24 protein-coding genes are annotated in these 11,949 nt (G+C 52.7%); all 24 read left to right on the top strand.

The genetic code is table 11. From position 1 onward, the window contains the following. Positions 1-2 precede the first annotated feature (2 nt). On the top strand, positions 3-923 hold the full coding sequence (gene rpsC / locus ACZ5CE_RS11680; RefSeq protein WP_464575082.1) for a 30S ribosomal protein S3: 921 nt from the start codon (positions 3-5) through the stop codon (positions 921-923). After that, positions 907-1,323 (top strand): 50S ribosomal protein L16, encoded by a 417-nt coding sequence (rplP, locus tag ACZ5CE_RS11675; protein WP_464575081.1) that lies wholly within the window; start codon positions 907-909, stop codon positions 1,321-1,323. Before rpsC ends, rplP begins: the two co-directional genes overlap by 17 nt. 1 nt (position 1,324) lies before the next feature. After that, positions 1,325-1,519: a 50S ribosomal protein L29 gene (rpmC, locus tag ACZ5CE_RS11670; RefSeq protein ID WP_464575080.1), complete on the top strand. Its 195-nt coding sequence runs from the start codon at positions 1,325-1,327 to the stop codon at positions 1,517-1,519. Next, positions 1,516-1,785 carry a 30S ribosomal protein S17 gene (gene rpsQ / locus ACZ5CE_RS11665; RefSeq protein WP_464575079.1) on the top strand — a complete coding sequence of 90 codons (270 nt, stop codon included), beginning with the start codon at positions 1,516-1,518 and terminating at the stop codon, positions 1,783-1,785. The genes rpmC and rpsQ overlap by 4 nt, the downstream gene beginning before the upstream one ends. Before the next feature lie 198 nt (positions 1,786-1,983). Further along, on the top strand, positions 1,984-2,352 hold the full coding sequence (gene rplN, locus ACZ5CE_RS11660) for a 50S ribosomal protein L14 (protein ID WP_464575078.1): 369 nt from the start codon (positions 1,984-1,986) through the stop codon (positions 2,350-2,352). 17 nt (positions 2,353-2,369) lie between these two features. Continuing rightward, the gene (rplX, locus tag ACZ5CE_RS11655) at positions 2,370-2,687 is read left to right on the top strand and encodes a 50S ribosomal protein L24 (RefSeq protein ID WP_464575077.1); all 318 of its coding nucleotides are present in this window, start codon (positions 2,370-2,372) and stop codon (positions 2,685-2,687) included. A 15-nt stretch (positions 2,688-2,702) separates the two neighbouring features. Next, positions 2,703-3,242 (top strand): 50S ribosomal protein L5, encoded by a 540-nt coding sequence (gene rplE / locus ACZ5CE_RS11650; RefSeq protein WP_464575076.1) that lies wholly within the window; start codon positions 2,703-2,705, stop codon positions 3,240-3,242. Positions 3,243-3,248: 6 nt separating this feature from the next. Next, positions 3,249-3,554: a 30S ribosomal protein S14 gene (gene rpsN / locus ACZ5CE_RS11645; RefSeq protein ID WP_464575075.1), complete on the top strand. Its 306-nt coding sequence runs from the start codon at positions 3,249-3,251 to the stop codon at positions 3,552-3,554. Between the two features lie 150 nt (positions 3,555-3,704). Continuing rightward, positions 3,705-4,100, top strand: coding sequence for a 30S ribosomal protein S8 (rpsH, locus tag ACZ5CE_RS11640; protein WP_464575074.1), 396 nt, complete (start codon positions 3,705-3,707; stop codon positions 4,098-4,100). Between the two features lie 10 nt (positions 4,101-4,110). After that, the gene (gene rplF, locus ACZ5CE_RS11635; protein WP_464575073.1) at positions 4,111-4,644 is read left to right on the top strand and encodes a 50S ribosomal protein L6; all 534 of its coding nucleotides are present in this window, start codon (positions 4,111-4,113) and stop codon (positions 4,642-4,644) included. An 11-nt stretch (positions 4,645-4,655) separates the two neighbouring features. Then, positions 4,656-5,012 carry a 50S ribosomal protein L18 gene (rplR, locus tag ACZ5CE_RS11630; protein ID WP_464575072.1) on the top strand — a complete coding sequence of 119 codons (357 nt, stop codon included), beginning with the start codon at positions 4,656-4,658 and terminating at the stop codon, positions 5,010-5,012. A 14-nt stretch (positions 5,013-5,026) separates the two neighbouring features. Beyond that, positions 5,027-5,569, top strand: coding sequence for a 30S ribosomal protein S5 (gene rpsE, locus ACZ5CE_RS11625; protein ID WP_464575071.1), 543 nt, complete (start codon positions 5,027-5,029; stop codon positions 5,567-5,569). Continuing rightward, positions 5,566-5,754, top strand: a complete 189-nt coding sequence (rpmD, locus tag ACZ5CE_RS11620; protein ID WP_464575070.1) for a 50S ribosomal protein L30 — start codon at positions 5,566-5,568, stop codon at positions 5,752-5,754. Before rpsE ends, rpmD begins: the two co-directional genes overlap by 4 nt. Next, positions 5,755-6,186 carry a 50S ribosomal protein L15 gene (gene rplO / locus ACZ5CE_RS11615; RefSeq protein WP_464575069.1) on the top strand — a complete coding sequence of 144 codons (432 nt, stop codon included), beginning with the start codon at positions 5,755-5,757 and terminating at the stop codon, positions 6,184-6,186. Positions 6,187-6,203: 17 nt separating this feature from the next. Next, the gene (gene secY, locus ACZ5CE_RS11610; RefSeq protein ID WP_464575068.1) at positions 6,204-7,532 is read left to right on the top strand and encodes a preprotein translocase subunit SecY; all 1,329 of its coding nucleotides are present in this window, start codon (positions 6,204-6,206) and stop codon (positions 7,530-7,532) included. 14 nt (positions 7,533-7,546) lie between these two features. After that, entirely contained in the window at positions 7,547-7,765 is a 219-nt protein-coding gene (gene infA / locus ACZ5CE_RS11605) for a translation initiation factor IF-1 (protein WP_004181006.1), read from the top strand. 17 nt (positions 7,766-7,782) lie between these two features. After that, on the top strand, positions 7,783-7,896 hold the full coding sequence (rpmJ, locus tag ACZ5CE_RS11600) for a 50S ribosomal protein L36 (protein ID WP_074746766.1): 114 nt from the start codon (positions 7,783-7,785) through the stop codon (positions 7,894-7,896). A 53-nt stretch (positions 7,897-7,949) separates the two neighbouring features. After that, positions 7,950-8,330 (top strand): 30S ribosomal protein S13, encoded by a 381-nt coding sequence (rpsM, locus tag ACZ5CE_RS11595; protein ID WP_464575067.1) that lies wholly within the window; start codon positions 7,950-7,952, stop codon positions 8,328-8,330. A 40-nt stretch (positions 8,331-8,370) separates the two neighbouring features. Continuing rightward, entirely contained in the window at positions 8,371-8,760 is a 390-nt protein-coding gene (gene rpsK / locus ACZ5CE_RS11590; protein WP_464575066.1) for a 30S ribosomal protein S11, read from the top strand. 9 nt (positions 8,761-8,769) lie between these two features. Next, positions 8,770-9,396 (top strand): 30S ribosomal protein S4, encoded by a 627-nt coding sequence (gene rpsD, locus ACZ5CE_RS11585; RefSeq protein ID WP_464575065.1) that lies wholly within the window; start codon positions 8,770-8,772, stop codon positions 9,394-9,396. Positions 9,397-9,430: 34 nt separating this feature from the next. Next, on the top strand, positions 9,431-10,435 hold the full coding sequence (locus ACZ5CE_RS11580) for a DNA-directed RNA polymerase subunit alpha (RefSeq protein ID WP_464575064.1): 1,005 nt from the start codon (positions 9,431-9,433) through the stop codon (positions 10,433-10,435). After that, positions 10,422-10,820, top strand: coding sequence for a 50S ribosomal protein L17 (gene rplQ, locus ACZ5CE_RS11575; RefSeq protein WP_464575063.1), 399 nt, complete (start codon positions 10,422-10,424; stop codon positions 10,818-10,820). The genes ACZ5CE_RS11580 and rplQ overlap by 14 nt, the downstream gene beginning before the upstream one ends. 241 nt (positions 10,821-11,061) lie before the next feature. Then, the gene (locus tag ACZ5CE_RS11570; RefSeq protein WP_464575062.1) at positions 11,062-11,379 is read left to right on the top strand and encodes a hypothetical protein; all 318 of its coding nucleotides are present in this window, start codon (positions 11,062-11,064) and stop codon (positions 11,377-11,379) included. Between the two features lie 92 nt (positions 11,380-11,471). Next, complete coding sequence (locus tag ACZ5CE_RS11565) at positions 11,472-11,918, top strand: hypothetical protein (protein ID WP_464575061.1); 447 nt, start codon at positions 11,472-11,474, stop codon at positions 11,916-11,918. Positions 11,919-11,949 lie beyond the last annotated feature (31 nt).

The raw sequence follows: 11,949 nt of genomic DNA, 5'->3' as shown, positions 1-11,949 counted from the left end.
ATATGGGACAAAAAATAAATCCGACGGGCTTCAGGCTTTCCGTATTGAAGAACTGGTCGTCGAAGTGGTACGCCAATGGAAAAAATTTCCCTGGGATGCTCAACGAGGATATCAAGGTACGGGAATATCTCAGGAAAAAATTGGCTCATGCCTCGGTAGGAAAGGTCGTCATCGAGCGGCCTTCCAAGAATGCCCGTATTACGATTTATAGCTCACGCCCTGGTGTAGTCATCGGCAAGAAAGGTGAGGATATAGAGGTGCTCCGCGGAGCGCTCCAAACCCTCATGGGTGTGCCCGTTCACGTGAATATCGAAGAAATCCGGAAGCCGGAAATCGATGCACAGTTGATCGCGGACAATATCGCGCAGCAGTTGGAAAAGCGCATCATGTTTCGTCGCGCGATGAAGCGCGCCATGCAGAATGCCATGCGGCTTGGCGCTCAGGGAATCAAGATAATGAGCGCGGGCAGATTGAACGGCATTGAAATCGCTCGTACTGAATGGTACCGGGAAGGTCGCGTGCCACTGCATACCTTGCGTGCCGATCTGGATTACGGCACTTCTGAAGCAAAAACGACCTATGGCGTGATTGGAATCAAAGTATGGGTTTTCAAGGGCGAAGTAATCGGAAGAGGTGATCAGTCTACAGGGACAGGCGCGCAACTTCCCAACCAGGCGCCCGCTCCGAGCGGAGAGCCCGAAGGAAAGCGGCCGCCCAGGAAGCCGGCATCCGCTCCCGGCAGGACTGGAGCAGGACCAAGGCCAGCCGCCAGAGCGGAATCGAAAAACGAATCCAAATCCGAAATCAGGTCAACTGATAAGAAAGCGGAAAAAAGGATGGATGGTGCTGGCGAGGACTCTAGCGCCACCTCTGCAGTTGGAAAGACAGTAAAGCCAGGAGCAAGAGATGCAGCAGCCAGCTAGAACCAAGTACCGCAAACAGCAAAAAGGCCGCAATACCGGGGTAGCGACCCGCGGTGCAAAGGTCAGCTTTGGCGAATATGGGCTTAAGGCGATAGGTCGCGGCCGGTTGACGGCGCGCCAGATAGAAGCCGCCCGCCGTGCCATGACCCGGCACATCAAGCGGGGCGGACGTATCTGGATACGGATTTTTCCCGATAAACCCATTTCGCACAAGCCTGCTGAGGTTCGGATGGGAAATGGCAAGGGAAGCCCCGAGTACTTTGTCGCCGAAATTCAACCGGGGAAAATGTTGTATGAAATGGATGGCGTCGATGAAGTCCTGGCACGCCAGGCCTTTCGCCTGGCTGCCGCAAAGTTGCCAATCCAGACTACGTTCGTTATAAGACAGGTGGGTGGTTAATATGAAGGCAAAGGAATTGCGCTCCAAAGAGCCGGCAGCGCTGGAGCAGGAGTTACTGGAACTGTTGAGGGCGCAATTCGGCTTGCGCATGCAAAAAGCTACCCAGCAGCTAAGCAATACCAATCAATTGCGGAAAATGCGCCGCGATATTGCGCGTACCAAAACCATACTCAGCCAAAAAGTGAAGCTGTCATGAGCGAAGAAGCCAAGTTAAATCGTACCCTTTCGGGAAAGGTGGTGAGCGACAAGATGGACAAAACCATTACCGTCTTGGTTGAACGTAAGGTAAAGCATCCGCTCTACGGAAAAATTATGGTTCGCTCAAAAAAGTATCACGTTCATGACGAAAACAATGAGTTTCATGCCGGGGACACCGTTGTAATCGAAGAATGCCGGCCGTTTTCCAAAACAAAAGCCTGGCGTGTGGTCAAGTTGATGGAGAAAGCCGCGCAATTCAGCTGACCGGGTTCGAGGCTGAATGAAACGAGTCCTCACTTGTTTTTCCAAAGGGAAGGCCGTATAATTCCGCCTCTTCGATTTTCCGGTTTTCAGATCTTAAATTTTGTGCGGCCGATGTACTGGCGCCGCTACACCCCCGAACGGGATCCAATACTGTCCGCGCCGGATTGGGCGGGAAAAGTTGGAAAGAGCGAGTAAATAATGATCCAAATGCAATCGACTCTGCAAGTTGCAGATAATACCGGTGCACGTTCAATCATGTGCATTAAGGTGCTGGGGGGCTCCAAGCGGCGATATGCCGGCATAGGGGACATAATAAAAGTCAGCGTCAAAGACGTGGCACCGCGCGGACGCGTCAAGAAAGGCGAGATATACAATGCGGTGGTGGTGCGTACTTCCAAAGGCGTCCGTCGTGCCGACGGCTCATTGATCAAGTTCGACAATAACGCCGCGGTATTGCTGAATTCGAAGCTGGAGCCTATCGGCACCCGCATTTTTGGTCCGGTTACCCGGGAATTGCGGAATGCGCGCTTCATGAAAATCGTGTCGCTTGCGCCGGAAGTTCTGTAGCGCGTCAGGGAGTCAGTATGCGGAAAATAAAAAAGGGTGATGATGTTGTTGTCATCAGCGGCAAGGATAAAGGCAAGCGGGGTACCGTATTGCGCGTGGTAAGCGCTGACCTCGTGGTTGTCGAGGGGGCCAATAAGGTCAAGAAGCACCAGCGGCCGGACCCGAATAAAGGTACCACCGGCGGAATTGTTGAAATGGAGAAACCTGTCCAGATTTCCAACGTGGCAATATTTAATCCCGCTACGCAAAAGCCGGATCGCGTGGGTATCAGAATTCTTGAAGATAAACGCAAAGTCCGCTATTTCAAATCGAACGGCGAGTTGCTTGACGCGTAGGGGTGAAGAGGACATATGGCTCGTTTACAGGAATATTATCGTAATACCGTCGTAAAGCAGCTGATGGAGCAATTCGGCTACAAGTCGGTAATGGAGGTCCCGCGGATCCGCAAGATTACGCTCAATATGGGCGTGGGCGAGGCGGTGGCCGATAAAAAGGTGATGGACAGCGCTGTAGGGGATATGCAAAAAATAGCTGGCCAGAAACCGGTGATCACCAAGGCGAAGAAATCCATTGCAACCTTCAAGGTGCGGGAGGCGTACCCGGTGGGGTGCATGGTGACATTGCGGCGTATTCGCATGTACGAGTTCCTCGATCGGTTGGTCAATGTGGCCATTCCACGCATTCGCGATTTTCGGGGTATTTCGGGCAGATCCTTCGATGGACGGGGTAATTACAACATGGGAATCAAGGAGCAGATCATCTTTCCCGAAATCGAATACGACAAAATCGATATGTTGAGGGGCATGAATATCACCATCACTACCACGGCGAAAACAGATGCGGAGGCCAAGGCGTTGCTGGCGGCATTCAAATTCCCATTCAAGAACTGAGACGATATGGCCAAAGTAGCTATCATTAACCGCGATTTGAAGCGTAGGGAAACCGTAAAAAAGTTTGCCGCACGGCGTGCAGAGCTATTAGCCGTGATCAACGATTTCAATTTAAGTGAAGAAGAGCGCCATTCAGCGCGAATCAAGCTCCAAATGCTTCCCAGGAATGCGAGTCCGGTTCGGCTGAGAAACCGTTGTTCTCTGACGGGCCGCCCCCGGGGCGTCTATCGCAAGTTTGGCCTCGGCCGCAATAAATTGCGCGATATCGCCATGAACGGGGAAATACCCGGGTTGACCAAGGCCAGTTGGTAATCGAAGCTTGCCTGCATTAAATTATCCGGCCGCCACGTTTGCTCGGGGCGCCGAATCTGTCGAGGGTTTGATCTTTACGGTCTGCCCCGGTATCTTAACAATATATGTATTGGCCCCTTGCCAAAATCGGATTTCTAGAGGTATCCCCGGATGAGCATGAGTGACCCCATCGCTGATATGCTGACGCGCATCAGAAACGCGCAGCTTTCTGAAAAGGCCTCGGTAGCAATGCCTGCTTCGAAGCTCAAGGCCGCCATTGCAGGAGTGTTGAAAGAAGAAGGGTATGTTGAGGATTTCGCGGTGCATGAAGCCGATGGCAAGTCCGTGCTGGACATCAGTTTGAAATATTATGCCGGGCGTCCCGTGATTGAAAAGATCGAGCGGATCAGTCGCCCCGGCCTGCGCATATATAAAGCAAGCGATAAGCTCCCGAACGTGATGAACGGGTTGGGGGTGGCGATAGTGTCGACATCGAAAGGCGTCATGACCGAAAGAAAGGCACGGGCCAATGGCGTGGGCGGTGAAGTTTTATGTATAGTTGCCTAGAGGTATAGAAATGTCTCGAGTGGGAAAAAGTCCTATTCCGGTTCCGGCGAATGTGGAGGTAACCTTGTCGGCTTCCGAAGTGGCGGTAAAGGGACCGCTGGGTACATTGCGCCGCGATATCGGATCCGATATCGCTGTCGAGCGCGAAGGAGATAGCTTGCTGATAAAAGTCTCCAACGATACCAAGCACGCCAACGCCATGTCCGGAACGATGCGCGCCTTGCTGGCGAATATGGTGAAAGGCGTAACCAGCGGCTTCGAGAAGAAACTGACATTGGTGGGAGTGGGATATCGCGCTCAAGCGGCTGGTGATGTCCTGAATCTGACGCTGGGATTCTCTCATCCGGTCGCGCATAAAATGCCCGAGGGAATAAAGGTCGAAACGCCGACCCAGACAGAAGTCATCATAAAAGGCATAGATAAGCAGCAGGTTGGCCAGGTTGCCGCCGAGGTGCGCGCCTACCGTATCCCGGAACCGTACAAGGGCAAGGGTGTACGATATGCCGACGAGGTAATCGTCATGAAAGAAACCAAGAAGAAATAATCAGGATATATATGCCGAATCCGACAGAATCCCGGTTGCGCCGGGCGCGTCAAACCCGCGCCAAGATCGCCGAATTGAAGATGATACGGTTGGCCGTGCACCGCAGCAACTGCCACATCTATGCTCAACTCATAGATGGCGCTGGCGGCAGAGTATTGACCAGCGCATCTACCCTGGAGCCAGAGGTAAAAAAGGAGATTCCCAATGGCGGCACCATCGGCGCTGCCGCAGCTGTGGGCAAACGTGTCGCAGAAAAAGCGAAAGGACTGGGTATCGAAACTGTCGCATTCGACCGTTCAGGTTTCAAGTACCACGGGCGTGTGAAGGCCTTGGCCGATGCCGCGCGTGAATATGGCCTCAAATTCTGAGTGAGGACTAAATAATGGCTAAGATGCAGGGACGGATGCAGGGAAAGATTCCAGCCGGTGACGATCGCGGCGATGGACTCAAGGAAAAAATGGTGGCGATCAATCGGGTCACCAAGGTAGTGAAAGGCGGGCGCATATTGGGTTTTGCGGCATTGACCGTGGTTGGAAACGGGGATGGCAGCGTTGGAATGGGCAAGGGCAAGTCACGTGAAGTGCCTGTGGCAGTGCAGAAAGCGATGGATGAAGCGCGCCGCAAGATGATCAAGGTGAGTCTCAAGAATGGAACGCTTCATCATCCGGTTATCGGCAGGCATGGGGCTGCCACTGTATATATGCAGCCGGCTTCCGAAGGAACGGGCATTATTGCGGGTGGCCCGATGCGGGCAATATTCGAGGTCATGGGCATACATAACATTCTGGCTAAATGCATAGGCTCAACCAACCCCTACAATGTCGTGCGCGCGACGCTGCAAGGACTGCAAGACATGAATACGCCTGCGGAAATCGCCGCCAAGCGGGGTAAAAGCGTGGAAGAGATCATGGGGTTGTCCAAATGACAGAGAGCCGGAAAAAAATAAAGGTCACGCTGGTCAGGAGCCTGATCGGCACCAAGCGGTCTCATCGCGCCACTGTGCGCGGGTTGGGATTGAGTAGAATCAACAGCAGCACCGAATTGGAGGATACGCCAGCGGTGCGCGGTATGATCAATAATGTTTATTACCTCGTCAAGAGTGAGGCATAGATGCGGTTAAATTCCATCAGACCGGCTACCGGAGCAAAGCATGCCCGCCGGCGCGTGGGGCGCGGGATAGGCTCGGGCCTGGGTAAAACCGCGGGACGTGGCCATAAGGGACAGAAATCCCGAGCGGGGGGGTTTCACAAGGTGGGATTCGAAGGCGGGCAGATGCCTATGCAGCGGCGTCTTCCGAAACGGGGCTTTATATCGCGCGGCAGAAAAAATGTTGCGGAGATCCGATTGTCCACCCTGGGAAAAATGAACAGTGATGACATCGACATTCTCGCGCTGAAGCAGGCCGGAATTATTCCCGATTCTGTGATGGCAGCCAGGGTAATACTCTCCGGGAATATCGAGCGGGCGGTGAAGCTCAAGGGCCTCGCCGTCACCAAGGGTGCAAGGATGGCCATAGAAGCAGCGGGTGGAAGCGTTGAATAAACTCATTGGGATAGACATTGGCTGCTAGCGATTCCTTTCGGGGACTCTCCGGAAAGCTCGGCGACTTGAAGCGCCGCCTTTGGTTTCTGCTCTTCGCGCTGATCGTCTACCGGATTGGCGCGCATGTTCCTGTTCCTGGCATTGATCCCGTCGTGCTGAAGGATTTGTTCGAGTCCCAGCAAGGGGGCATCCTGGGAATGTTCAACATGTTTTCAGGCGGCGCGCTTTCCCGTTTCTCGATTTTCGCTCTCGGCATCATGCCGTATATCTCGGCGTCGATCATCATGCAACTGGGAACGGTAGCCTTCCCTTACCTTGAAGCATTGAAAAAGGAAGGGGAGTCGGGCCGCAGAAAAATCACCCAGTACACCCGGTATGGAACCCTGGGTCTGGCGCTTGTTCAGGGATATGGCATATCCATTGCGCTGCAGTCCCAGGCTGGCCTGGTAATCGAGCCCGGCCCCATGTTTCTTTTGACCACGGTGATCACGCTGGTCACGGGCACCATATTCCTGATGTGGCTGGGAGAGCAGATAACGGAGCGCGGAATCGGCAATGGCATATCGCTAATCATTTTTGCCGGCATTGCAGCCGGATTGCCGAGTGCCATTGGCGGTACGCTCGAACTGGTTCGGACGGGTGCAATGCATTTCCTGGTCGCCCTGGGGATTTTTATCGCTGCGACGCTGGTAACCGCTTTCGTGGTTTTCGTGGAGCGCGGCCAGCGCAAGATACTCGTGAATTATGCGAAACGCCAGGTCGGGCGCAAGGTATATGGAGGCCAGAGCTCTCATCTCCCGTTGAAGCTCAATATGGCAGGAGTCATTCCTCCCATTTTTGCTTCCAGTATCATATTATTTCCCGCGACGTTGGCGGGGTGGTTTGCCGGCGGTGAATCCATGAGCTGGCTGAAGGAAATAAGCGGCGCATTATCGCCGGGGCAGCCAATCTATGTGATTTTGTATGCTGCCATGATCATATTTTTCTGCTTCTTTTATACGGCTCTGGTATTCAATCCGAAAGAAACGGCTGAAAACCTGAAGAAGAGCGGCGCTTTCATACCGGGTATACGGCCCGGCGACCAGACTGCCCGATATATCGAGCGTATCATGTTGAGGTTGACGCTGGCTGGTGCGATTTATGTGACGCTTGTATGCTTGCTGCCCGAATTCCTGATTTTGAAATGGAATGTTCCATTTTATTTTGGTGGTACGTCTTTGCTGATCATAGTGGTGGTTACAATGGATTTCATGGCGCAGGTTCAGGCTTACATCATGTCCCATCAATACGAAAGTCTATTGAAGAAAACGAATTTCAAAGGTGGCGGCGGACTGCCCGCGCGATAGTCTACAGGGACGGGATGGCAAAGGAAGAAACAATACAGATGCAGGGGGAGATCCTGGAAACGTTGCCCAATGCGACGTTTCGGGTCAAACTGGAAAATGGGCACGTAGTATTAGGGCATATTTCCGGCAAGATGCGCATGCATTACATCCGTATTTTGCCTGGCGACAAGGTTACGGTGGACCTGACGCCATACGACTTGAGCAGAGCGCGTATCACGTTTCGCGCCAAATAGGAAGAGAGGATCTGAGCATGAAAGTACTCGCATCAGTAAAAAAAATATGCCGCAATTGTAAAATCATTCGGCGCAATCGCATCGTGCGCGTTATCTGCACGGATCCACGGCATAAGCAGCGGCAGGGCTGAAAGCGCCGCGAAGATCGGAGTAATCTTATTACAACATTCTGCAGGAATAACGTATGGCCCGTATCGCTGGAGTAAACATTCCCAATCATCAGCATGCCGTGATCGCGCTGACTTCGATATATGGCATCGGCCGCACCCGAGCCCGTGAGATTTGCGTGGCTGTGGGCATAGGAACCACGACCAAGATAAAAGACGTGACCGATGCCCAGATGGACAAATTACGCGACCACGTGGCTAAATTCGTCGTGGAAGGCGATTTGCGAAGAGAAGTATCGATGAACATAAAACGCCTGATGGATCTCGGTAGCTATCGTGGCCTGCGCCATCGTCGCGGCTTGCCCGTGCGAGGGCAGCGTACGCGTACCAATGCCAGGACGCGCAAGGGACCCCGCAAGGCGGTTCGTTCTTCCAGCGCAAAGGCGGCAACACGCTAATTTGACCATTAACCGGGCGCCAGAATAAGGGAATCATTACATGGTAAAAGCATCAACGCGGGTACGCAAGAAAGTCAAGAAGAACGTGGCGGAAGGAATTGCACATGTTCACGCCTCGTTCAACAACACGATCGTCACGATCACGGATCGGCAGGGGAATGCATTGTCCTGGGCGACCTCTGGCGGAGCAGGTTTCAAGGGATCACGCAAAAGCACGCCATTTGCTGCGCAGGTTGCGGCGGAGCAGGCAAGCAGGGTTGCGCAGGAGTGCGGGGTAAAAAACCTGGAGGTGCGTATCAAAGGTCCCGGCCCCGGACGAGAGTCGGCGGTGCGCGCATTGAATGCGGCGGGATTCAAAATTACCAGTATTTCGGATGTGACGCCGGTTCCGCATAATGGTTGCCGGCCACCGAAGAAACGTCGTATTTAAGGAGTTGCCGTGGCTAGAAATCTAGATCCAAAGTGCCGTCAGTGTCGCCGCGAAGGAGAAAAGCTGTTTTTGAAAGGCGAAAAATGCTTCACTGAAAAGTGCGCAATCGAACGCCGGAACTATGCGCCAGGCCAGCATGGCCAGAAAAGCGGGCGGTTGTCTGATTATGGCGTGCAGTTGCGGGAAAAACAGAAGCTGCGCCGTATATATGGAATCCTGGAGCGCCAGTTTCGTAATAACTATGAGCTGGCCGACCAGCAGCGCGGCATCACCGGGGAGAATTTACTTCAGTTGCTGGAATGCCGCCTTGATTCGGTTTCCTATCGGATGGGTTTCGGGGCGTCCCGATCGGAAGCACGGCAGATTGTACGGCACAACGGAGTGCTAGTGAATGGCCGCAGGGTTAATATTCCCTCTTATCAGGTAAAGCCGGGCGACGTGATAGAGGTTGCGGAGAAGGCAAAAGGCCACCTGCGTATCAAGGCTGCGGTGGAGGCTGCGGAACATCGCACTTTTCCCGAGTGGATAGAGATGGATGTCAAAGCGATGAAGGGAACATTGAAGGCCAAGCCCGAACGTTCCGATCTGCCTGCGAGCATCAATGAATCGCTAGTAATAGAACTGTACTCGAAGTAATCAATCATCGAGCTTTCCGCAAAAGGATCAGGTTATGCCAAGTAACACTTTTCTTACGCCGCGCATTATTGACGTTCAGAATGTTTCTCCATTGCATGCGAAAATTACAATGGAGCCATTCGAACGTGGTTATGGGCATACGTTGGGAAATGCATTGCGCCGTATTCTTCTTTCTTCGATGCCGGGATTTGCGCCAACCGAGGTTCAAATCAGCGGGGTGGTGCATGAGTACTCTGCCCTGGACGGCGTGCAGGAGGATGTGGTCGATATCCTGCTGAACTTGAAGGGTATCGTTTTAAAGTTGCATAACAGGAGCGAAGCCGTACTGGTTCTCAAGAAGAAAGGTGAGGGTACGGTTACAGCCGGCGATATCGAAGCCTCGCACGATGTGGAAATCATTAATCCCGACCACGTCATTGCGCATCTTACCGCGGGTGGAAAGCTTGATATGCAAATAAAGGTGGAACTGGGCCGGGGCTATGTACCCGGGACCGTTCGCCAGCCAGGAAATGAAGGCCGCACCATCGGCAGTATTCTCCTCGATGCGTCCTTTAGCCCGGTGCGGCGCGTGAGTTATGCGGTGGAAAGCGCGCGCGTGGAGCAACGCACCGATCTGGATAAGCTTGTGATGGATATTGAAACCAACGGTGTTGTGGATCCGGAAGAGGCAATCCGGTACGCGGCAAAAGTCCTTGTGGAGCAACTCTCCGTATTTGCCGACCTCAAGGGCACGCCAATGCCTGTGGAACAGCCTAAGCTGCCTCAGGTGGACCCGGTCCTTCTTCGGCCTGTCGATGATCTCGAGCTTACCGTTCGTTCGGCCAATTGCCTCAAGGCCGAAAACATCTATTATATCGGCGACCTGATCCAGCGTACTGAAACCGAGCTACTGAAAACCCCCAATCTGGGGAGAAAGTCGCTGAACGAAATCAAGGAGGTATTGGCCTCTCGCGGATTGACGCTCGGTATGAAGCTCGAAAGTTGGCCTCCAGCCAATCTTGATAAAAGTAAAAAGGAAGCAAGCCATGCGTCATCATAACGGACTTCGGAAGCTGAATCGCACCAGCAGTCATCGTCTTGCCATGCTGCGAAATATGACCAATTCGTTATTGCGGCATGAGGTCATTAAAACTACATTGCCCAAGGCCAAAGAGTTGCGCCGTGTCATTGAGCCAGTAATAACCTTGGGCAAGAAGCCCTCCCTGGCTAACAGGCGGCTTGCATTTGATCGTTTGCGGGATCGGGATATGGTCGGAAAGTTGTTTTCTGAATTTGGGCCTCGCTATCAGGCTCGCCATGGTGGGTACGTGCGCATTCTTAAATACGGGTTTCGTAAAGGCGACAATGCGCCGATGGCGCTGGTGGAGTTGATGGATCGTCCTCAACCAGTCACGGAGGCAACGCCAGCAAAGGCCGCTGGTTGAGCGTTACGATCACGCTTGTAATTACATTCGCAAATGGAGCAGGGAAAAAGCCGGGAATACCCGGCTTTTTTCATTGAGCTTCACCCATGCTGGCTCATAGAATAAATACCGGAGGCGCGGGATAGCAAGTCAGCGCATCAGCTCGCGCCTATTCTTATATGGTTAAGTTTTTTTTCTGGGCATGGACTTGGTTCCGAAGCATCGTTAAAATAAATAGTTTTGATCGGGAGAACCCTTTTTGATGGACTTGACGGACTGGACAAACGAAGAAATTATTTCAGTGCATGAAAAGCTTGTTGATTGGCGCCGCCGGCGTCAGGCACCCACATGGGGAAATAAATTTCTGAACTGGACGGGATTTACCGGAGCGTTTGCCTTCCTCACGGGGCTGATGGATATGTTCTTTGGCGGCCCCGGTCTGGCAAACGTCATCCTGGTTTTGCTTGGTGCGCTTGCCTGTTTTTCCTGGTACAAGGGGGACAAGCAATTGAAGAAAAATATCGGTTTCCTCGGCGAGTTGGATCAGGAAATTATCCGCCGTGGGATAAAAATCAAATAGCCTCTCCAAATTCCCTATCTCTATGGGAACCTGCAATTTTCATAATCGGACTATCCATCTGATTCTAATGCTTCCCCATGATTGTGTTCTAAATGCTTCTCGATAAAGAGACTGGTGCATATGTCGACGATAGAGACGTATCGCTTTTCACGCCGCTGTGCCAGTTTATTTGGATTCAGGGAAACCCTCTGCCCCTGATTTATGGCCTGAAGCCCGAGGTATACAGGGAGCAAGGTATCGACCTGCTGTTACTGAAGCATCTGGAAGCGGTTGATCTGATCTCTCTCGCGGCTGCGGGATACGTCAAGAAAAAGCTGGGCAAACATACCCGTTTATTTTATTTTGGCCAACCGACCAAGATACAGTTTCCCGGTGATGCAAACAATCAACTGGATCTTGGACATGTACTTTTAACCGACAAGGGAAAAATGTTGGCTCGCTTTTGTGAGACGAGACGGAATCAGGCTTTTTACGAGTACGTTGTCGAGAGATGGCTGCGGCAGGGAATGGTCGTTTCATCCATCCTCAAGCGGCGCTGAATCGAATGATTGCCCCTGCCATATCTGCTTT

Source organism: Nitrosospira sp. TNL200 (assembly GCF_055386305.1).
This window is presented reverse-complemented; position numbering and strand designations above follow the sequence as displayed.